Origin of the sequence: Kordiimonas marina (genome assembly GCF_023006325.1) — a bacterium.
Lineage (GTDB): Bacteria > Pseudomonadota > Alphaproteobacteria > Sphingomonadales > Kordiimonadaceae > Kordiimonas > Kordiimonas marina.
Map to the genome: position 1 here is coordinate 94885 of NZ_JAINDF010000001.1, position 20515 is coordinate 115399.

At 59.6% G+C, this 20515-nt stretch carries 16 protein-coding genes; 10 read left to right on the forward strand and 6 right to left on the reverse strand.

The features are described from left to right. The first annotated feature begins 53 nt into the window (after nucleotides 1–53). The 3 genes from pbpC (at nucleotide 54) to K6118_RS00490 (ending at nucleotide 3963) form a co-directional block, all read left to right on the forward strand. Nucleotides 54–2096, forward strand: coding sequence for a penicillin-binding protein 1C (pbpC, locus tag K6118_RS00480; RefSeq protein WP_247118161.1), 2043 nt, complete (start codon nucleotides 54–56; stop codon nucleotides 2094–2096). Nucleotides 2097–2270: 174 nt separating this feature from the next. After that, nucleotides 2271–3089: a DUF975 family protein gene (locus K6118_RS00485; RefSeq protein ID WP_247118162.1), complete on the forward strand. Its 819-nt coding sequence runs from the start codon at nucleotides 2271–2273 to the stop codon at nucleotides 3087–3089. A 70-nt stretch (nucleotides 3090–3159) separates the two neighbouring features. Further along, nucleotides 3160–3963, forward strand: a complete 804-nt coding sequence (locus K6118_RS00490; RefSeq protein ID WP_247118163.1) for a DUF7847 domain-containing protein — start codon at nucleotides 3160–3162, stop codon at nucleotides 3961–3963. 46 nt (nucleotides 3964–4009) lie between these two features. Here the strand turns inward: K6118_RS00490 and K6118_RS00495 are convergent, their stop codons facing one another. Genes K6118_RS00495 through K6118_RS00520 form a run of 6 tightly spaced genes read right to left on the reverse strand, consistent with a single transcriptional unit; the run spans nucleotide 4010 to nucleotide 10194 of the window. Continuing rightward, a complete protein-coding gene (locus tag K6118_RS00495) occupies nucleotides 4010–4930 on the reverse strand; it encodes an RDD family protein (protein ID WP_247118164.1) in 921 nt (306 codons plus the stop codon). Further along, nucleotides 4927–5934 carry a stage II sporulation protein M gene (locus K6118_RS00500; protein WP_247118165.1) on the reverse strand — a complete coding sequence of 336 codons (1008 nt, stop codon included), beginning with the start codon at nucleotides 5932–5934 and terminating at the stop codon, nucleotides 4927–4929. The genes K6118_RS00495 and K6118_RS00500 overlap by 4 nt, the downstream gene beginning before the upstream one ends. After that, a complete protein-coding gene (locus K6118_RS00505; RefSeq protein ID WP_247118166.1) occupies nucleotides 5935–7245 on the reverse strand; it encodes a DUF58 domain-containing protein in 1311 nt (436 codons plus the stop codon). It lies immediately after the preceding gene. Then, complete coding sequence (locus K6118_RS00510; RefSeq protein ID WP_247118167.1) at nucleotides 7245–8201, reverse strand: AAA family ATPase; 957 nt, start codon at nucleotides 8199–8201, stop codon at nucleotides 7245–7247. The genes K6118_RS00505 and K6118_RS00510 overlap by 1 nt, the downstream gene beginning before the upstream one ends. Next, entirely contained in the window at nucleotides 8188–9429 is a 1242-nt protein-coding gene (locus K6118_RS00515) for a hypothetical protein (protein ID WP_247118168.1), read from the reverse strand. Before K6118_RS00515 ends, K6118_RS00510 begins: the two co-directional genes overlap by 14 nt. Next, nucleotides 9430–10194: a hypothetical protein gene (locus K6118_RS00520; RefSeq protein ID WP_247118169.1), complete on the reverse strand. Its 765-nt coding sequence runs from the start codon at nucleotides 10192–10194 to the stop codon at nucleotides 9430–9432. A 267-nt stretch (nucleotides 10195–10461) separates the two neighbouring features. Between K6118_RS00520 and K6118_RS00525 the strand changes: the two genes are divergently transcribed. The 7 genes from K6118_RS00525 (at nucleotide 10462) to K6118_RS00555 (ending at nucleotide 20455) form a co-directional block, all read left to right on the forward strand. Beyond that, nucleotides 10462–11091, forward strand: coding sequence for a TetR/AcrR family transcriptional regulator (locus K6118_RS00525; RefSeq protein ID WP_247118170.1), 630 nt, complete (start codon nucleotides 10462–10464; stop codon nucleotides 11089–11091). A 106-nt stretch (nucleotides 11092–11197) separates the two neighbouring features. Beyond that, nucleotides 11198–13555, forward strand: coding sequence for a TonB-dependent receptor (locus tag K6118_RS00530; RefSeq protein ID WP_247118171.1), 2358 nt, complete (start codon nucleotides 11198–11200; stop codon nucleotides 13553–13555). Nucleotides 13556–13643: 88 nt separating this feature from the next. Next, nucleotides 13644–15194, forward strand: coding sequence for a tetratricopeptide repeat-containing sulfotransferase family protein (locus K6118_RS00535; RefSeq protein WP_247118172.1), 1551 nt, complete (start codon nucleotides 13644–13646; stop codon nucleotides 15192–15194). Then, a complete protein-coding gene (locus K6118_RS17465; protein ID WP_247118173.1) occupies nucleotides 15191–16918 on the forward strand; it encodes a serine hydrolase in 1728 nt (575 codons plus the stop codon). Before K6118_RS00535 ends, K6118_RS17465 begins: the two co-directional genes overlap by 4 nt. Continuing rightward, nucleotides 16911–18158 (forward strand): MFS transporter, encoded by a 1248-nt coding sequence (locus K6118_RS00545; protein ID WP_247118174.1) that lies wholly within the window; start codon nucleotides 16911–16913, stop codon nucleotides 18156–18158. Before K6118_RS17465 ends, K6118_RS00545 begins: the two co-directional genes overlap by 8 nt. After that, nucleotides 18155–19006: a carbon-nitrogen hydrolase family protein gene (locus K6118_RS00550; protein WP_247118175.1), complete on the forward strand. Its 852-nt coding sequence runs from the start codon at nucleotides 18155–18157 to the stop codon at nucleotides 19004–19006. The genes K6118_RS00545 and K6118_RS00550 overlap by 4 nt, the downstream gene beginning before the upstream one ends. 24 nt (nucleotides 19007–19030) lie before the next feature. Beyond that, nucleotides 19031–20455, forward strand: coding sequence for an NAD-dependent succinate-semialdehyde dehydrogenase (locus K6118_RS00555; protein WP_247118176.1), 1425 nt, complete (start codon nucleotides 19031–19033; stop codon nucleotides 20453–20455). Nucleotides 20456–20515: the final 60 nt, after the last annotated feature.

Consider the following 20515-nt stretch of genomic DNA (forward strand, 5'->3'; position numbering starts at 1 on the left):
TGCTGCCTTCCTTGCCATATTGGCGAAAAATGCCCAAGAGGCTGAGACATGCAGTGATTTTGTTTGCTGCAGGCCTCGGCCTCCTGGTGCCCGCTTTCTTCCTGTTCGATGCTGCTTTTCCGCCGAATCTTGCGCGCTACCGAACCGTCTCCCATGAAGTGGTTGCCGCCGATGGCAGTCTCCTACGGCTTTTTCCGGTCGAGGATGGCCGCCTGCGCCTTGCCGCATCGCAGAGCCAGGTAGACCCGCTGTTTCTCAAGATGCTGATCGCCTATGAAGACAAGCGTTTCTACCGGCATATCGGTGTCGATGGGCTGGCTGTCGTCCGCGCAATGTGGCAGGCCGTGGCCTCTGGCGAGATCGTCTCCGGGGCCTCCACCCTGACGATGCAGGTTGCCCGCCTGCTGGAGCCACGCCCCCGAACCCTGGCGTCGAAGCTGGTTGAGATGTTCCGCGCACTGCAACTGGAGCATCACTATAGCAAACGGAAAATCCTGGAAATCTACCTGACGCTCGCCCCTTATGGCGGCAATCTGGAGGGCATTCGGGCGGCGAGCCTCGCTTATTTCGGCCATGGGGCGCAACACCTGACACCTGACGAAGCCGCCCTTCTTGTGGTGCTGCCGCAGTCTCCCGCCAGCTTACGCCCCGACAAACACCCCGCAAATGCCAGAGCCGCCAGGAACAAGGTCCTTGCGCGCGTATGGCAAGAGGCCGGGTTGTCCGCTCATCTGTTGACGCTGGCCGAGGCAGCTCCCGTCCCCCATAGCAAACAGACGCCAGCGCAGGTCGCCCCCCAATTGGCTGCACGTGTGGAAGACGCACATCCTTCACCCTTGATCCGCACCCCTATTGACGCTGCTCTCCAGCAACAGCTTGAAGACCTCGCGGCGAGCTGGGCCAGGCGGGTCCATCCCAATGCCAGCGTCGCCATCCTGGTGGTGGAGAATAAAAGCCGTTCCGTGCTGGGCTATGTCGGATCAGCAGAGTTTGCCAATACCGCCCGTTCGGGCTTCGTCGATATGGTGACGGCCATCCGGTCTCCAGGGTCGACGTTAAAGCCCTTCATCTACGGCATGGCTTTCGACCGGGGGATCGTGCGCCCGCAAACCCGCATCATAGACGCCCCCAGGCGGTTCGGCACCTATGCCCCCAGCAATTTCATGCACGCCTTCTATGGCGAAGTGACCATATCGAAGGCGCTGCGCTGGTCCCTGAATGTGCCAGCAGTGGCGGTCCTCGACCGCCTGGGGCCTGTGCAGTTTACCGAGGCGCTCCGCCATGCCGGGGCCAACCTGCAACTGCCCGACGACAAACCCGCAGGCCTTGCCGTCGCCCTGGGCGGCGTCGGCACGTCGCTCGAAAATCTCGTCTCGCTCTATGCCGCCCTGGCTGACGATGGAAAGCTCCGCCCCCTGGTGCTGACAGAAGGCCAGAAAAGTGTTCCCGTCTCCCACCCCCTGCTCAGTACAGCGTCGCGCAATGCCCTGCGGCACATCCTGTCAGGGATCGGGGCGCCGGGGGACCGGCTGCCACGGAAGTATCAGCTCAATCCCCGCCACATCGCCTTCAAGACTGGCACCAGCTATGGCTTCAGGGATGCGTGGGCCATCGGGTATGATGGCGGTTACACCATAGGCGTTTGGGTCGGGCGACCGGATGGCACGCCACTGCCCGGCCACTTCGGCAGCAACACGGCCGCGCCCATCCTTTTCGAGGCGTTCGACCATCTGCCCGTGACCTCATCCCCGCGGGTATCGAGCCCGCTTCTGAGCGCTGAGAATTTACCGCCGGGGCTGCGCTACTTCGATGGACCCAAGATCTCCACTGTCACCGGCAAAAGGATGCTACCCCTCACCATCGCCTTTCCCTTGGCCGACAGTATCGTCGCCTTGGACACCGGCAAAACGCCGCTAACCCTTTCGGCCGAAGGCGGCGAACTCCCCCTGCAATGGTTTGTCGATGGCATGCCTCTGGCATCAAGCCGCTGGTCGCACACTGCGACGCTCCTGCTCAAAAACCAGGGTTTTTACCGGGTGAGCGTTGTGGATCGAGCAGGCGACCGGCGATCGGTGAATTTTGCGGCAAAAAGATAGCCTCTAAACAAGGGTCGCCGTGGGAAGAAGAAGCCACCCCGCCTAGGTCATGGCACTGGCGGTTGAATGTCCATTGCTTCCCCTAAAAAGGGCAAGAGGTGGTTGCATTTCATTATACCCTTGCGCTAGGCTTTTGACGGTTATCTGCTGCCACGCATTCCGCGCAGGTATGTCGTGGCAATTTTGGGGGAAATTTTCATGACAGATACAACAGCCACGGCAAGCGTTTTGCCGGAATTTCGCGTTGGCAACATTGTGAGCCAAACCTTCAACACCTTCTTTGGTAATTTCTTGAAATTCTTCATTCTGGGGATGCTTCTGTATGCCCCAATTCTGCTTCTTGGCACCGCGACCAACATATTTGGGCCCTCGGCCACAAAACAAATCGCAGCGCAAGACGTGAACAGTTTTTTCATGACCTTCACACTGACCATGGCTTTGATGGCCCTTTCCGGTGCCGTGATGTTTTCGGCTGTCACCTATGGCAGTATCGAGTATCAGGCTGGCAAACCGGTCTCCTTCTCCGGCATGTTGAAGACAGGCATTAAGTCACTTGTACCTGTTATCCTTGCTGCCATCATGATCATGCCGCTTTATATACTGGGCGCCATGCTGTTGCTGATTCCCGGTATCATTGTCGGCTTGATGTTCAGCATGACGGTTCCGGCGATCGTGGCCGAAGGGCATGGCCCCATTGCTGCCATGCGCCGGTCTAGGGAACTGACCAGCGGCTATAAATGGCAGATTTTCGGGGCCATTTTCCTCGTCAGCCTTATCATGGATATTGTCATGATGGTCTTCGGCTTCGGCGTGTCAGCTGTCTCAGTGTCCATGCACTCCTCCGCTGCTTCCACCATTGGAAGCATCGTTTCCTTGGGTACGGGCGGTGCCACCTACGGCGTCCTCGGCGCTTGCATCGCCTCCATCTATACCGGTCTGCGGGCGACGAAAGAGGGCACTTCAGTCGACGAGATCGCGGAAGTCTTCGCATAACCCACCAAACAGGCATGAGGCAGGGGACAACCCTGCCTCACCTATAATGGGTAACCACTGAGAACCAATCATGAAACACGTAAAACTTTCCGGCGTGAGGCCTTCCGAGGAAGCCCCACACACCGAAGAGGTGTCAGGCCCAGTGCGTAAGCTTCAGCTGGGTACAGCCCTTTCCCGCGCCATTGGCGCCCTGTTCGGTAATTTCTTTAGCTTCAGCGCGATCGGCTGCCTGGTATATGCACCAATCGTAGCATGCGCTATCGCCTTCACTGGCAATGTGACCGTCCTGAAAGGAGATACCTCCCAGGTCGGATGGATGGGAGTTTTGCTGTCTTTTCTGGCGACGGCCATATTCACCCAAATCGCCTATGTGGCCATCCTCAGCGGCGGAATTTCCTTCCTCTCCGGGGATAAGATGACATTGGGCCGCATGATCAGGAGCGGAATGAAATTCTTATTCCCCGTAATCGCCGTCGCCATTATATCCTTCGTCCTGGTGCTGCTTGGCTATGTGTTCCTGATCATCCCTGGGGTCATTATCTCGCTCATGCTTTATGTCGCTATACCTGCCGTTATCGCCGAGAAAAAAGATCCGATAGAGGCATTGAAGCGGAGCCGCGACCTCACGAGGGGCAGTCGCTGGGCTATCTTCGCCGTAATGATCATTGTGGCCATTATCACGAACGTCCCTCAATGGCTTGTGGGCTTTATTCAGCCAAGCGCTGAAAATGTTCCCCTGCTCTTCGTCGTCACAGTTCTTTCTTATGGTGTAATCACCGCCGTGAACGGCGCATTGAACGCAGCCGTCTATGTGCAACTGCGGGAATGCAAAGAAGGCATATCAACCGATGAAGTCACGGAAGTCTTTGCCTAAGACGCAAGACCTGGCCACAAAGACAAATGAGAAGAAGGCGGGCACCTTAGGTGTCCGCCTTCTCCGTATCAAATTTGTCTTCTTTGCGCTTGCCCATCAACAGCTGTCCTTCAAGCCGTTTGCGCAAGGCATGGTAATAGCAGGACAGGAAGTCTTCCATCTGACGGTCGGTTACCGGGTCAGGCCAGTTGATTTTCTTGATAATGGCCCTGCCGGCCGTTAGCCGCTTCATTGCCCCTTCGGACGACAGGTTCCTCAGCAGCGTTTCCAGGGTTTGCAGTTCGAAAATGCCATATGCATTCAACTGGTCGGCCGTAAAAACATAAGCAGCCCCTTGCTCGGCCTGCTGGGCCTCCCCTGCTTCCATCATGTCTTTCGCAAGGATGATTTTGGGCTCCCGGACCACCAGCGTACCGGCGACAAGATCGCCCGCGCGCAGATTGTCCCGGTTGAACATGGGAACGCACACAAGGGTGGCTGCCCAAACAAAGGCGAAAAACTGCATCAGGCCTGTAACGCCTGTCGCGCTCCCAGAAAAAAGAACGCCAATCGGCAGGAACAGCTCGATTTCCCGCATGATGTTGCGGGCAAAAATGGCCTCTGACGTCAAAGGCTTGCCAAAACGGTCAATCACTTTGATGCCCATTTTTCTTTTGCCCGGCGTCTGCCCCTGCCACTTGAGTTCGAAAAACATGAAATAGAAATTTCTGAGCGCAAATATCAACAGGATGACAAGAATGATCCCCAGGCGGGATATCCCCAAAAGTGTCGAAAGGAACAAGATGCTGATCGCCCCGGCAACTAGGGCAATACACAGGAGAACAAGGTCTATCAAGACAGCCGTCGCCCTATCCCCGCGTTGGGCCAATGTCACCTTCAGGGCCACGCCTTCTGGTGTAATGATTTCCCTGATCTTGTCCTGATGTTCAGCGTTCCCGTCCGGCCGAACTGAGGTCGCCCTACTCATAAGACGGCCTCCTCTTGTCCGCGCCCGCCAGCCAGGTAATAAAGCCCCCACAGGGCAAGGAACGTCAGCCCCACGCCGTACCGCACGACATCGCTTGTCACCAGTTGGCGCGCGAAACCTTCAAGAAGACCGGCCACCAGGAACATGGTGATACAGCCAAAGGCGACAAGTGCCGCCTGACGACCGAACAGTGCGAGCGATTCCATCCGGCCCAGGCGCCCTGGAAATATATAGTGGCGTGCGATGGCCAACCCGGCCGCCCCGCACAAGAGAATCGCCAGAATTTCCGTGGAGCCATGGATAATCAACCAGCCCCCAAGCTCATACAAAAGCCCCTGCGAATGGAAGAGCGCAAGGAAGGCGCCAAGTGTCGCACCGTTCCCGAACAACAGCCACAGGGTGGGCACCCCGAGCGCGAACCCGAGCGCGAAAGCCATCAACCCCACCCTGGCATTATGTGTGAAAAGTGAAGTGGCAAAAATATCCAGTGAAGAGGTCCCGCCCTCTTTTGGATAGAGCGTGGCGCGGAGCTGATCGGCGGAGGCCCCAGGTTGACGCCCTGCCGCCATCGACTGGTCCACGAAAGTGAAATACCAGTCAGGATTCTTCTGAACGAGGACATAGGCGGCGATGACGCCGAGAAAAAAGACCAGCACGGAAACCATCAGTTCCTGACGAACAGACCGAACCGCATTGGGCAAAAGGAAGACCATGAGCCGCCGGAAGGCCTCCCACACAGGCCGTTGATGACCATAGAGCAAGAAATAAGCCCGTGCCGTCAGGCTTTCCAGATAGTCGACCACATTGCGGTCAAGCGATATGGCGCGCGCAACGCTGAGGCTTGAAAGGGCAGCTTTATATAGGTGGGGCAGCTCAAAAACCTGTGCCGCAGTAAGGGACTGGATACCGCCCTTCTCTGCCTTCCCCACCAATTCCTCCAGCTGCAGCCATTTGTCTTGCCGCGCCATCCGAAACTGATAGCTTTTGGATGATACCGCCGCCATCTAGATAAGCTCCTGATTGATAATAGTGCGATATTGATGGAACACCTCGCCGACCAGATGGCCATGCGCGGGTTCAAGGCACAAAACACCCTGCCGCCGCAGCCGCGAGAACAGGAGCCGGCGCTCCTTCAAAAGCTCGCTAGCCGTTGCCGCCTCCGAAATATTGCGCACGGTTTCAAGCGGTTTCTCGGCCTGTTCAATGAGATAGGGGTCTTTCAGCGCGACAAAGACTACAAGGTGCTGAACCGCAAGAACGCCCAGGTTTTCCCGCATCAGTTCGGCTGTGATACTGTCGGCAAAGTCCGTGAACAGGATAACAAGCGTCCGGCGTGTCAGGCTGCCTGCCAGCCGGGTCATGGCCAGCGTATAGTTTGTCTCGTCGCCACTGCATTCAAGCGCGGCCATATGGTGCTGCAAATGCGTGAAAGATGTCATGCCGCCAAGGGGCCGCACCAGGGACCGGACCTGGCTGTCGAAGCCGAAAAGGCCAACCTTGTCGCCCCCCTTCAAGGCAGCATGGGCAAGAACAAGGCCTGCGTTGATCATGTGATCAAGCCGGGTAAGGCCACCCAATCGTTCAGCCATCAGGTGACCGGTGTCAAACGCGAGAATGATCTGGTGGTTGCGTTCCGCCTCATACTCTTTAGCCAGCAGGCCGCGGTACCGAGCCGACCGTTTCCAGTCCACCGTCCGCGGATCCATCCCGGCGACATACTCCCGCAAGCTGGAAAATTCGGAGCCGTCTCCCTGCCTCGGATGGGGGCGAGGACCGAATTCATCGGCACTTGCACCCACCAGTTGCTGGGCGGACCGTGCCGCCCGCTGAAAATTGGGCAGCACCGGAATCTTCAGGTCCGTTTCCGAAACGAACTGGCGCCGGGCCAAGCCAAGCGGTCCAGCCCAGCGGAACCACACCCTAGGGATGCGGGCTATACCCCGGCTGCGCGGCGTAATATCGATCGTGCCGCTCTCGGCTCCAGGGGCGATAGTAATGGCCTCTTGCGCTTTCTGGTCCAGCTTGTCATTGACCTCAACCGCCACTTCGACCGCTGTCATCGGCGCACCATTCAGGCGCTCGACACCGACCTTGAGCACAGCCTCGTCACCAATGAAAATCTGGGGCGGCTCCTCGATAGTGAACCGCAGGCGCGACGCAGTGGGGCACGCCATCCAATCCAGCAGCAACAGAAAGCCCAACAGCAACAGGTAATAGAGGACAAGGCCCGGCCCGATACCGCCAAGCGCCAGCAGAAGCAGCGCCATCGGCACAGCCAACAAGACAAGCCAGAATGTCCGTAATGTCGGCCGCATCAGCGCGGAGCCTTAACCTGCTGCAGAAGCTGCTCCACCACATCACCGGGCCGGATACCTTCAATTTCCGCGGACGGGTTCAGCACCAGGCGGTGGCGCAAGGCTGGCAAGGTGATGCGTTTGATGTCATCCGGGATCACATACTCCCGGCCGTCGAGGGCGGCGCAGGCCCGTGCAGCCCGCGCGATCATGGCACCGCAGCGCGGCGATGCCCCGACCCGGACCGAAACATGTTCCCGCGACCCCCGGACCAGGTCAACAATATAGTCGAGCAATTCATCTGCGATCGGCAGCGCCGAAATTGTGTTCCTCATCTCACAAAGACTGTTCAGGTCAAGCACCGGGCTGACGCCCATGTCCGAAACGGACGGCATGGTTGCCCGATGGCCATGAAGACCCAGAATTCGCCGTTCCTCGTCCTTGCTTGGGTAGTCCAGGATATGTTGGAACAGGAACCGGTCCAACTGCGCTTCGGGCAACGGATACGTGCCCTGCTGTTCGATCGGGTTCTGGGTTGCGATCACCATGAAACCGGCACCAAGGTCATAAGCCGTGCCATCGATAGTGACTTCCCGTTCATGCATTGCCTGCAAAAGCGCGGCCTGGGTCTTTGGCGGTGTCCGGTTCACCTCGTCCGCGAGCAAAAGGTCTGTGAAGACCGGCCCTTTCGTCAGGGAAAACTCGTTGGTCTCGAACTGGTAAATATTGGTGCCCAACACGTCACCGGGCATCAGGTCCGGCGTAAACTGGATACGACCGAAGCGCAGGTCCAGGCTTGAAGCAAAGGCTTGGGCCAGGAGCGTCTTGGCCACGCCCGGCACGCCTTCAAACAGAATATGCCCTTCCGAAAGCAGGCTGATCAGTAGCAAGTCAATTGCTTCATCCTGGCCAACAATAACCTTCTTCACATTCAACCGCAGTTGGTCTGCCGCCTTTTTAATATCATTTGGCGTCACGCAATATCTCCCGCTTCCAGGTATAAATCTGATTTGAAATGATGAGCAGCCGCCGACGACGCGTGTCGTCATCCTCCCGGATCATCTGCAGGCGGCGTTTCAGTGTGGAAAAATCTGGCACCACGCCCATCAGGCGCGCCCGCTCATCGAGCCAGGCCTCCAGCCTGTGCCGTTCAAGGTCAGCTCGGACATTCAGGCGTTGGGCGATATTCAGTGCCGTATCATCAAGAAGCCGTAACAGGGCCTCATGTTCCTTTTCCGCCATTTCGAGAAGGCGGGCTGAATTTTGGAGGAAGACGGCCTTGGAATGCTGTGGCTCCCGAAGCTGGCGGAACGGCGCACCGAAGCGGCGCGTAAAGGTCAGCAGAAACACCGACAGGGCTGCCAGCAATGCGAGTGTGGCATAAACGAAGGGGCTCCGGAACATGGCCCTCGCCAGGCTCGGCTCCACCAGGTGACCATGAAGGACTTCGTCGATCACCAGCGTGCCCGCCTGATGCGAGACCATTTTCACAATTCCAACCGCGAAGTCGGCGTTCCAGCCGCGGTTAAGACCGTGGGTGGCAAGAATATCCGGGTCTGACAGGATCCAGACAGGCGCGCCGCCTCTCCCTTTGATCTTACCCAAAAGAATGCCTTCATCGCCCCAGATGACGGGCTCTACCTTCTTGGACTGGATCAGCTGGATATCGCTAATGTCTGGCACATGGCCGTCAAAAATCGGCGTATGCCAGTTATGCACACCGTTTTTCGGGCGCACCAGGTCGGCAGCCTCTACCGCGAACCTTAACTCCCGCTTCGGCGCTGCCACATCCATTAGCAGCTGACGGCTTATCCAGCCTTTTCGGGTGCTGTCAGGCAGCCCCGTCCGCTTGGGCAGGACAAACAGGGTCGGCACATGGCCCATGAGCTCCTTAAATGTGGTTTTATTCACCAAATTGTAGCGGGGCTCCAGGATCAGCAGTGCGGTATCGGCCCCCAGTTTCCCTGGCGTATTGTGCTGACTTTGGACAATCGACCATCCATCTTCCCGCAGCAGGCTGACCAAGGCCGCGTGCCCGATGGCGGATTTCGAGAAACTGTCTGCGCCCGTGGAAGTTTCATACTGTCCGTCCCCCTGAAAAACCGACGTGACAGCAATCCCCATCGTGGCCAACAGGCCAACAAACACCAGCCAGAATATGGACTTGCCGCTGAAAGGTGCGCTGCTTGTGCTGTTATCCTGCATTTAAGCACCTCCACCTTTTTGCATCAACAGGTCATACTGCAGGAGACAGGCTTCATAAGTCTCTCGCCGGACCTCCTCCCCCGCAAAAGCATAAGACTCCACCGTGAACACCAAGCCCTCGAGCGCCTTTTTTGCCTCAGCAAACAGCTTCGCATCGCGCACAATCTCACGGCCCGTCATCCAAGGCCGCAGCAAAACCAGTTCCCGCCGGGATAGGCTGATAAGCGACACCGCCAGCAGCGCGCGCACGGCATCGCCAAAGTTACCTTCGGCGGCTTGTGCTTTCGCATCTTCCAAGGTGGCGTGCTGGGCCAGCGCATGATCTGGCGCCAGACGCCCGGTTTCACGTGGCTGGCGTTTGGCTTTCTCAGCCTTCGCGGCTGGCTTAAGCTTGGTATTGCCGGTGACAAGGACCCAGATGAATACCGCAATGGTGAAAATTCCCAGCCCGACAAGCGCATAAAGAATCAGCTCGCCGACCCATGCAGGCATTGAAACGGGCGCTTTCGTCGGGAAATGTATGCCTTCAGGCAGTTTCTTTTGGAAACTCTCATCCGCAAGCAGACGCTTGACCTGACGTCCTCTTGTCGTATCCGCAAGGGGTTGCTGCGAATGCCCCGGCACCACAACTGGGTTTTCGGCCTCTTTCTCGGCCGGTTTCGTCGCCATCCAGTAGGCGCCCCCGAAAAAAAGAGCAGCCACCAGCGCCAGCACCAAAAGGTGCCGCCAATTCTTGACCTCAAAACGCTTATTTCCCCCACTCATGCTGCTACTTTAGGAAGCAAATACAGGTAGGTAAAGCTGAAAAAGACGGGTGCATCTCTTTCAACCCCACCCCTATTCCAGCCCTTTTGAGAAAGTGCTAAAGAAGCAGCGCCACAGCGAGGAAGCGCCCCCTAAGCCCCAGTCTATTTCTCTCACTGGAAGGCCAAGAAAAAGCGGCCAAAGCAACGCCATCAAAGCAAAAAATATTTACGCCGCTATAAAAATATATATACCTAAATTAATTTACAGATTTCCGGGAAGGTTCACATGACAAGTCTGCGCGAGCGACAAAAGGCACAGCGCCGTGCCCTCATTGAAAAAGCGGCTGGCGAGCTTTTCGAAAAGAAAGGCTTTGCGGATGCCACGATCGAAGAGATCGCCGAAATGGCAGTGGTTTCCGCGCCCACCGTCTATAATTATTACGGTTCGAAAGGCGACCTTCTTCTGGCCCTGGTGGCCCATGGTGAGGAAGGAATCGAAAGCGCCCTCTCCGACTTTCGGCAGCAAGCCACCTTTCATCACCCTGTCGAGATGGTCACCAAGGTCATCCTATCCAACGTGAACGATACGCTGTCCGCCCTGTCGCGGGAACTTTGGGGCCATGTTATTGCCTTCGTGGCCACCGCCCCCGACCCCGAGGTCGCGCCCAAATACCTGGAGACGATTGCATCCGGCCTCGCCGCCGCGATTGAGGCTGTCCTGCATTATTATCAGGAGCAGAATCAAGTGGCCGAGAACCTGGATGTACACCAACTCGCCTATCTGCTGACCCGCATGGAACGCATCCATTTTCTCAACTTCGTCTACCTGAAAGCCATGACGGTGGCAGACCTGGAAGCCGCCATCGCAGCCGACGTCACGCTTATTGTCGGTCCTTACGTCCGCAAAGCCGCATAAGTTTTAGTCGACTAAAAAATATTAGCCCAGATAATTTTTAGTTGACTAAAATAATTGTGCCGTCATTATTTTATCAAATATGTTTGATATGGGAGGCACTGCCATCATGGCTATCGGGACACTTACAAAGTTAGCATTGGTATCAACCACTGCGCTCAGCGGCATCGGCTCTACGGCCCTGCTCGCCGCCGACAAGGACACCACCACAAAACTGGACGAGATCGTCGTCACGGCAACCCGCCGCAGCGAGCGCATCGAGGACATCCCCTATAATATCTCCGCCGTCTCCGGCACGCGGATCGACGATTTCAAGATGCTGGATTCAGCCGAGCTGTTGCGCTCGGTCTCCGGGGTCGCTGTGGTCGACCGTGGCCCGCGAAATGCCGGTACGGTCAACAGCATCCACATCCGCGGCCTCAATGTAGACAGCAACACCCTGGGGGACTATGCGACCTCGTCCGCACCGACGGTTTCAACCTACATTAATGATACGCCGATCTTCGCGAACCTGATGATCAAGGATCTGGAGCGCGTGGAAGTCCTGCGCGGCCCGCAGGGCACGCTTTACGGTTCCGGCGCGCTCGGCGGTACGGTACGTTACATCACCCGCAAGCCGGACTTTGACGGTTTCTCCGGTCAGGTTTCCGGCTCGCTCAGCAGCGTCAAGGGCTCAGGTAGCATCGGCTGGTCGAGCGATATCGTGCTCAACGTACCCTTCAGTGACACCCTGGCCTTCCGCTTCGCCGGCACCCGCCAGGATTACCCTGGCCTGACCGACTATGTGAATGTCTATAATCTTGATGCAAACGGCATCCCGATTGCTCCGAAGGGTATTCTGGACCCGACCGCAAGCTACAGGTCCGTCAAGGATGCCGACTATTACAAAGCCTGGTTCGGCCGCGCCAGCCTGCGCTGGCGCCCGAGCGATACGTTCGAGGTAACCGCGACCTATACCCGCCAGTCCGACAAATCGGGCGGCCGCCGCGCCCAAACGGTCGGCAAGGACGGCTACGGCAATCCTTACGGCAAATATGAGAACGGCTCCGTCCAGCTCGAGCCCGCGAACAGCGACACCGAGCTTGGGGCACTTGAAGCGACGCTCGACCTCGGCTTCGCCACGCTGACCTCTTCGTCCTCGCTTTACAACACGCACGGCAGCAGCATCAGCGAGAACACCGGCTATTATGCCCAGAACGGCTGGCTGGGTTACTATTACAACTATCCGAGGCCCATGGCCTCCGCCGACCGCGCCTACAAGGACAAGGCCTTCGTCGAGGAAGTGCGGCTCGTGTCCTCGGGTGATGGCCCGGTCAGCTATGTCTTCGGCCTCTATTATCAGGACCAGGACCGCCAGGCGACCCAGCATAGCTATCTGCGCGGCGCCAAGGACTATATTGACGCGCTGTTCGGCTCTGACGTTCCGTGGGTATCGGGCGACCAGGACTTCCACTATGTTCTGGACGAAAATTTCAAGCAGAAGGCCGCCTATGGCGAGCTGACCTATAAGCTATCCGACAAAATCGATGTCACGGTTGGCGCGCGCTATTTCAAGAACGAAAGCTCCTCCACCACCTTTATGGCGTTGCCTTTCTACACGGACCTGTTCCCGGAACTGAACTCGACCTTCAGCAACTCGGAAAGCAAGATCCTGTTCAAGGGTAACCTGACCTATCACCTGTCGGACGACAGCCTGGCCTATGCCACCTGGTCGCAAGGCTACCGCCGCGGCGGCCAGAACGGTGTGCCCACCACAGGCTATTTTGCCGAATCCCCTGCCTGGCTGGTCTACAAATCCGACCGGGTGGACAACTATGAGATTGGCTTCAAGGGCTCGGCCCACGACATCCGCTATAATGTCAGCCTGTTCTATGTCGACTGGTCGGACCCGCAGCTTAACACTGCCACGCCGGTCTGGGGCTTCTTCGCCGTGCAGAACGGCAGCAGCGCCGCCACCAAGGGCATCGAGGTCGAGATCGAGGGCAACCTGACGCCAAGCATCCACTACAGCATGGGCTACGCCTATGCGGATGCCAAGCTGACCAGCGATTTCACCTCGCCGGTCGGGTCACTGATCGCGTCGGACGGCGCCGTGCTGCCGGGTGCACCGAAGCATATGTTCAACGTCGCGCTCGACCACACCTATGCCATCAGCGACAAGGCCCAGCTGGTCAGCCGCATCGACGGCTACTTCCAGTCCTCGGCCCGGAACGCAATCGGCACGTCGGTCCGCTATGATGCCACCCTGCCCGCCTACAGCCTGTGGAACGGCTCGGTCGCGCTGGTGTTCGACAAGTTCGACGTCTCCCTCTGGGTGAAAAACATCTTCAACGCGGAAGGCGTCAGTGCCATCTTCAAGGAAGAACTCATGGGAACGGCACCGGATCAGGGCTACTACGGCAACGGTTCCAAGCAGCAGATCGCCCTGCCGCGTACCTTCGGGCTTTCCGCGACCTACCGGTTCTAGGCCGCGGACAGGTCAACCATCCTCTGCCGGACGGTATGCCGTCCGGCAGCACCACCCTTCTCGGACACTGCGGGAACGCGAGCCAGTCATGCTGACAGATTTCAAAGAATGCGAAGCAAAGCTACGGTCGGGCGACCTGCCCGGCGCGGAGGCTGCCTGCGCCCGCATTCTGGGATCGCAGCCGGACGCGCCCGAGGGTCACCTCATGATGACCCGCATCAAGCGGTCCCGCGGCGACTTTGACGGTATGCTCAGCCATGCCCGCAAGGCCGATGCCCTTACCCCGTTCCGGCCTGACGTCACGCTTGCCTTCATTGAAGCGCTGACCTTTTGCGGCCGGACCGCGGAGGCGATCGAGCGCCTGTCGGCCCTCGCGGGCCGCGCGCCGGACGATGCGGCGCTGCTGCTGCGCATTGCCGAAGGTTTCATCCAACTCGGCCTTTTTGAAGAGGCCGGGTCCGTTTACGCGAAGGCCCGCGCCAAGGCGCCGGCTGATCCGGATGTGCTTTATAATTCAGCCACGGCCGCCATTGCGCTTGGTGACATGGACAGGGCTGAAGGCTGGCTCAATGCCGCCATCAAGGCGCGGCCCGGGGACTATGACGCCTATTATAACCGGTCGACGCTGAAGAAGCAGACGCCGGACCATAACCATATCGGTGAGATGGAAGGCCTGCTGAAGGCCGGCATCCCGGACCATAAGGGCGCTATCCAGCTCTTCTACGCCCTGTTCAAGGAATATGAGGACCTGGGTGACTGGGATGCCGCGTTTGCGCATCTCCAGCGCGGCGCCAACCTGCGGGCTGGCATGATGCGCTACCGCGTGGATGACGATGTGGCGGCGATGGCAGAGATCGAAGCCACCTTCGGCGCGGCGTTCGCGCGCGGCATCCCCGCAGCGTCCCCCGAGCCCGGCCCCATTTTCATCGTCGGCATGCCACGGACCGGCACCACCCTGGTCGACCGTATCCTCAGCAGCCATAACGCCGTAGAAAGCCTGGGCGAAATCAATGACTTCGCCCTCGCGCTTACCCGCCACACGGGACCGGTGACCAGCAAAAGCGAACTGATCCGAGCCACAGCCACGCTCGATTTCGATGCCCTCGGCGCATCCTACCTTGAAAGCACGCGCGGCCGCGGCCGGGACAGCGTCTGGCTCATCGACAAGACCCCGGCCAATTTCCTCTATCTCGGCCTCATCGCCCGCGCGCTGCCGACCGCGCGCATCATCCATCTGGAACGCGGCGCGATGGACAGCTGTTTCGCCATCTATAAAACCCTGTTCCGCATGGGCTACCCCTACAGCTACCGTCTTGAGGACCTGGCGGCCTATTATCTGGCCTACCGGTCGCTGATGGCGCACTGGCACGGCCTGATGCCCGGGCGTATCCTTGATGTGCGCTATGAACAGCTGGTGACCGAGCCCGAGACAGAGGTCCGGCGTCTTCTGGACCATTGCGGGCTGGACTGGCAGGCCGACTGCCTCAATTTCCACAGCAACCGCACACCGAGCGCCACCGCAAGCGCCGCGCAGATACGCCAGCCGCTTTACACCAGTTCTGTCGGCCACTGGCGTCATTTCGAAGAACAGCTGACACCGCTCAGTGACCGCCTCAATGAAGCAGGAGTATCCTTGTGATCAAGGCAGCCGGACATATCGCCCGCCTTGCCCTTTTGGGCACCCTGGCACTCGGCAGTGCCGCATACGGCGCGGATGAGCATGTGGATGCGCTCCTCCACGGCGATGAGGTGTTCAAGTGGGCCCTCCCGTTCGGCGCCTTCGCGAGCCCCGCCAAGGCGGAGGCGCCAGCGCAGCCGCTCGCAGGCCATCTGCATCTTGACCCCACAGCGCTTGCCGGTGGGTTCCAGGCCGTTCTGGACAAGGACGGCATCGCGGCCGACCCCGCCAACCGGGTCCGCGACCTGCCACCGTTCGACTTCGACTTCTATGAGGTCGGTGACGCCCTCGTCCCGATGAAACGCGGCATTATCGAAGCCGACCATCCGTCTTTCGATTGGGTTCTTTCCCCCGGTCGCGCGTGGCGAAGTGGTACAGGCACCCGCCTTTCCATCCCTTTCGCGCTGATGGAGAAAAATGCCAACTGCCTGCATAACGGCGTGGTACTGGTGGACATTGGCACGGACGGCAAAGCCTCCAACGCGCTTGTCCAGATCGGCAGCGAAACCTGCGCTTACTTCAAATATAATTTCTGGGCTTCCTACAAGGCGTCCTGGCAGCCGCACCCGGTCGCGGACCTTGCCGCGCGTCAAGCGGCCTTCAAAGCCGAACAGGCTGCCCTCCTGCCGGTCAAACCCATCTCCGCCCTCGCGGTCGAACACCCAGGCCTGGATGCCAAGCTATTCGCTGAGGCAAACCTCATTCCACCCACGGAGATGTCGAGCTACGGCGTCGTCTATGACGGCACGCTCTATGCTGGGGCTTGCACCACCCGCCTTGGTCCCTACCCGCACTGTGGGGCGCTTACGCTGCCGTCTTATTCTCTCGCCAAATCGTTGGCGGCGGGGCTCGGGCTCATGCGCCTTGAAGCCCTCTACCCAGGCGCGTTTGATGCCAAGGTCGCGGACTATGTGCCCCAGTGCGCCCTCAAACGCTGGCGGGGCGTCACGTTCGGCGATCTTCTCAACATGACCACGGGCAATTATGGCACCGCGACCCCCCATGTGGACGAAGGCGCCGCCGATTATATGCCCTTCTTCGACGTGCGCACCGCCGCGGACAAGACGGCCTTCGCCTGCACGCATTTCAAGCACAGAAGCAAACCCGGCAAGAAATGGGTCTACCATACCTCGGACACCTATCTCCTCGGCGTGGCGATGAACGCCTACCTGCGCGCCCGGACCGGCAAGCCGTCGGACTTCTACCGCGATCTGGTCAGGCCCATCTGGCACAAACTGAACCTCAGCCCACTGATGGATATCATGCGCCGGACCGAGGGCGCAGACGCCCAGGATTTCACCGGCTACGGCATGGTCTTCAACCGGGATGACATCGCCCGCACCGCCTCATGGCTGGCGACCGGCGGCGTCCCCCTCAGGGGCCTGTTTGCCACACCGGCACTGGATGCCGCCCTCCAGCGCGCGCCCAAGGACCGCGGGCTGCCTGCCGGGGCTGACACGCTACGCTACAAAAACGGCTTCTGGGCCTGGAACGCCAGAAAGACGCTTGGCTGCCGGAAGGATACCTGGCTGCCGTTCCTGTCCGGCTATGGCGGTATTTCAGTGGTCATGCTGCCGAACGGCGCCGCCTACTATTATGTCAGCGACAGCGGTGTGCACGCCTTCGCCGCCCCCATTCGGGAACTCTCCAAAATCACCCCCATATGCAAGGAAAGCCATGACTGACCTGAACGGCACTGCTCCGCCCTTACCGCAGCGCTCCGGGTTGCCGACAGCGGCACCCAACGGCCATGTCGCGGCCATTCTGCTGTCTTTCCTCACCACGGCGGGGCTGTTTTACGTCAACATCATGCCCGCGCTCGTGAGCGGTCTGGTCAGCGGCATGGGGCTTTCGCGCGCGGCGGCAGGCTATGTCGCCTCCGCCAACGTTTACGGCGCGGCGCTCGGTGCCTTCACCGCTGTCTTCGTTATCAAACGCCTGCGCTGGAAAGCCGCCGCCGTCATCGCCCTTCTATGCATGACCGGCGTTGATTTTGTCTCCTCCTTGCAGACAACCGGCAATATCCTGGTGCCGCTGCGCTTCCTGCACGGCATGGCGGGCGGCTTCCTGGTCGGGATCGGCTTTTCGGTGATTGCCCGCACGGCGGTGCCGGACCGGGTCTTCGGGATGCTTCTGGTCGTGCAATATGGCCTCGGCGGCGTCGGGTTGATGACCCTGCCCCGGCTGGTGCCGATCTATGGCACGGAAGTGCTGTTCTATGCGCTTATCGCCTTCAGCCTTGTTACCCTGCTGATGGTGCCGTTTCTGGATGCTTATCCGCCGAAACCAAAAAAGCTCCCCACCCCCGATGACGACGGCAATGACCGGGTTGTCCTGCGCCCGCTGGTTCTAGCGCTGCTGGCGGTCTTCTGTTTCCAGGCCGCCAACATGGGGCTGGCGGCCTATGTCATCGAGCTTGGCAAAAATGCCGGGCTCGGGACCGACAGCATCAGCAACTCGCTCGGCTTTGCCAACTGGATCGCCGTCCTCGGGGCGCTCGCGGTCTATTTCTTCGGGCTCAAGAACGGCCGCACCCTGCCGCTGATCGCCGGTTTTGTGCTGACATTGGCCGGGATGGCAATGTTCCATCTCTCGCACTATGGCAGCCTGTTCTTCCTGGCAAACATCATCACCGGCATCACATGGGCCTTCATGATTCCTTACCTCCTCGGCATGTGCGCCGCATTCGACAGCCATGGCCGCATGGCGACCCTTTCGGGGTTTTTCTCCAAGCTGGGCCTGGCATCCGGGCCCGCCTTGGCGGCCCTCCTGATCGGCAGCAACGATTATGACCAGATCATCGCCATGGCGATCATCGGCATCGTGTTGAGCGCCGCCACGGCCATGATGCCCGCACGCCTGCTGGACCGGCAGGCCGAACCCTCCCCCGGTCAGATATATAATAAAGGGACAACCGACCAATGACACATTTTGCAATTGCCGGGCTGCAGCTTGAGCTGGCCACGACCGGCAACCTCGATCTCATTATCAAGAAAACCCGTGTGACGCTGGCGCGCTTCCCCTGGATACAGATGGTGGTCTTGAGCGAACTGGCGGTCCACGGCGCGCCCCTGTCCCACGCTGAGGCCCTGCCTTCAGAAACCGAAGACCGTCTGGCCGACCTTGCCCGCGAGCTGGGCATCTGGCTGGTCACCGGGTCGCTTTACGAAAAGCAGGACGGAAAAATCTATAACACCGCCACGGTGCTGGCGCCGGACGGAACTGCCGTCGCGCGGTACCGCAAAATGTACCCCTTCTACCCCTATGAAAAGGGTGTGGAGCCGGGCGCGGACATCTGCGTGTTCGACGTGCCGGAGGTCGGCCGCTTCGGCTTGTCCATCTGCTACGACATGTGGTTCCCGGAAACCAGCCGCGCCATGGCGGCTGCGGGCGCGGAGGTGATTTTGCACCCGACCCTGACCAACACGGTCGACCGGGATGTCGAATGCGCGATGGCGCGCGCCACGGCGGCCCAGCAGCAATGCTATGTGATTGACGTCAACGGCGCCGGCGCGCTTGCCAGCGGCCGTTCATCCTTCGTCGGCCCGGATGGTGACATCCTTTACGCCGCTGGCGAAGCTGAAGACATCATCGCGCTGGAGATCGATCTCAGCCGTGTCCGCCGCGGACGTGAACGCGGCGTGCTCGGCCTCGGCCAGCCGCTCAAAAGCTACCGCGATGCCGCCCACTCTTATGCCCATGAGGATGTCCATGGCCGCACGGCCTACCTGAACAGCCTCGGCGCCTTGGAAATCCCCAAACGCACTCTCTAATCCCCCACGACAAGGACACATGCCATGCCCCAACAGTTCCCGTTGGTAGAGGACTATTTTGTCAAATCGGACGGTCTGGACGTTTTCAACCCGGCCACCGGTGAGAAAATCGCCACGGTCGGTGACACTGAGCTCAAGGCCCTGGATACTGCGATTGATGCCGCTGAAGCCGCCTTCCCGGCCTGGGCCAAGAAGACCGCCAAGGAGCGGGCCGCGCTCCTGCAGGGCTGGTTCCGGCTCATCCTGCAGCACACGGACGACCTGGCCGCGATCATGACCGCCGAATGCGGCAAACCGCTTGCCGAAGCGCGGGGCGAGGTCGCCTACGGTGCCAGCTTCATCGAATGGTTCGCCGAGGAAGGCAAGCGTATCTATGGCGACGTGATCCCCTCGCCCGCCACTGACAAGCGCATTGTCGTCCTCAAGCAACCGATCGGGGTTATGGCGGCCATCACGCCCTGGAACTTCCCGCTTGCGATGATCACCCGCAAGGTGGCACCGGCCCTGGCCGCCGGTTGCACCGCGATCGTGAAGCCCGCGGAGGCCACGCCGCTGTCCGCCCTGGCGCTTGAAAAGCTCGCCCATCAAGCGGGTATCCCGGCAGACGTGTTCCGGGTCGTCACCACCACCGACCCGGTCGCGGTTGGCAAGGTCCTCACGAGCCACCCGGCGATCCGCAAGCTTTCCTTCACCGGGTCAACCGCCGTCGGGCGGCAACTGATGGCCCAGTGCGCAGGCACGATCAAGAAGGTCAGCCTGGAACTTGGCGGCAACGCGCCCTTCATCGTTTTCGACGATGCGGACCTCGACCAGGCGGTCGCGGGCGCGATGGCCTCCAAATACAGGAACGCCGGGCAGACCTGTGTCTGCGCCAACCGTTTCCTGGTTCAGGCCGGTATCCATGATGCCTTTGTGGAAAAACTGACCCGCGCGGTGGCCGCGCTTCAGGTCGGTAATGGGGCCGAACCGGGGGTGACTGTCGGCCCGCTGATCAACCGCGCCGGGGCTGACAAGGTTGCCATCCTCGTGGACAGCGCGCTTGCGTCCGGGGCATCCACCGCCATCGGCGGCAGCCGCCATGGCCTTGGCGGCAATTTCTATGAGCCCACCATCCTCACGGGCATAACGCCCGACATGGAGATCGCTCAAGCTGAAATCTTTGGGCCGGTCGCCCCCATCTTCCGTTTCGAGACCGAAGAGGATGTGATCCGGCTTGCCAACGACACGCCCTACGGCCTGGCCGCCTATTTCTATGCGCGGGATATCGGCCGGGTCTGGCGCGTGGCCGAAGCCCTCGAATATGGCATGGTCGGTGTGAATGAAGGCATTATCTCCACCGAAGTGGCGCCCTTCGGCGGCGTAAAACAGTCCGGCCTCGGCCGCGAAGGCTCGCGCTACGGTATCGAAGACTATATCGAAACCAAATATCTCTGCCTTGGCGGCATATAGACATTGACTGCCCCTCCCCCTTGGTGAGGGAGGGGCAGTATTTCTCCTGCCAATTCAGCG

Coding starts and splice junctions, on each gene's coding strand:
- K6118_RS00525 (WP_247118170.1), top strand. CDS start 10,462: ATGACAAGTCTGCGCGAGCGACAAAAGGCACAGCGCCGTGCCCTCATT.
- K6118_RS00535 (WP_247118172.1), top strand. CDS start 13,644: ATGCTGACAGATTTCAAAGAATGCGAAGCAAAGCTACGGTCGGGCGAC.
- K6118_RS00495 (WP_247118164.1), bottom strand. CDS start 4,930: ATGAGTAGGGCGACCTCAGTTCGGCCGGACGGGAACGCTGAACATCAG.
- K6118_RS00490 (WP_247118163.1), top strand. CDS start 3,160: ATGAAACACGTAAAACTTTCCGGCGTGAGGCCTTCCGAGGAAGCCCCA.
- K6118_RS00505 (WP_247118166.1), bottom strand. CDS start 7,245: ATGCGGCCGACATTACGGACATTCTGGCTTGTCTTGTTGGCTGTGCCG.
- K6118_RS00555 (WP_247118176.1), top strand. CDS start 19,031: ATGCCCCAACAGTTCCCGTTGGTAGAGGACTATTTTGTCAAATCGGAC.
- K6118_RS00515 (WP_247118168.1), bottom strand. CDS start 9,429: ATGCAGGATAACAGCACAAGCAGCGCACCTTTCAGCGGCAAGTCCATA.
- K6118_RS00550 (WP_247118175.1), top strand. CDS start 18,155: ATGACACATTTTGCAATTGCCGGGCTGCAGCTTGAGCTGGCCACGACC.
- K6118_RS00500 (WP_247118165.1), bottom strand. CDS start 5,934: ATGGCGGCGGTATCATCCAAAAGCTATCAGTTTCGGATGGCGCGGCAA.
- K6118_RS00520 (WP_247118169.1), bottom strand. CDS start 10,194: ATGAGTGGGGGAAATAAGCGTTTTGAGGTCAAGAATTGGCGGCACCTT.
- K6118_RS00530 (WP_247118171.1), top strand. CDS start 11,198: ATGGCTATCGGGACACTTACAAAGTTAGCATTGGTATCAACCACTGCG.
- K6118_RS00545 (WP_247118174.1), top strand. CDS start 16,911: ATGACTGACCTGAACGGCACTGCTCCGCCCTTACCGCAGCGCTCCGGG.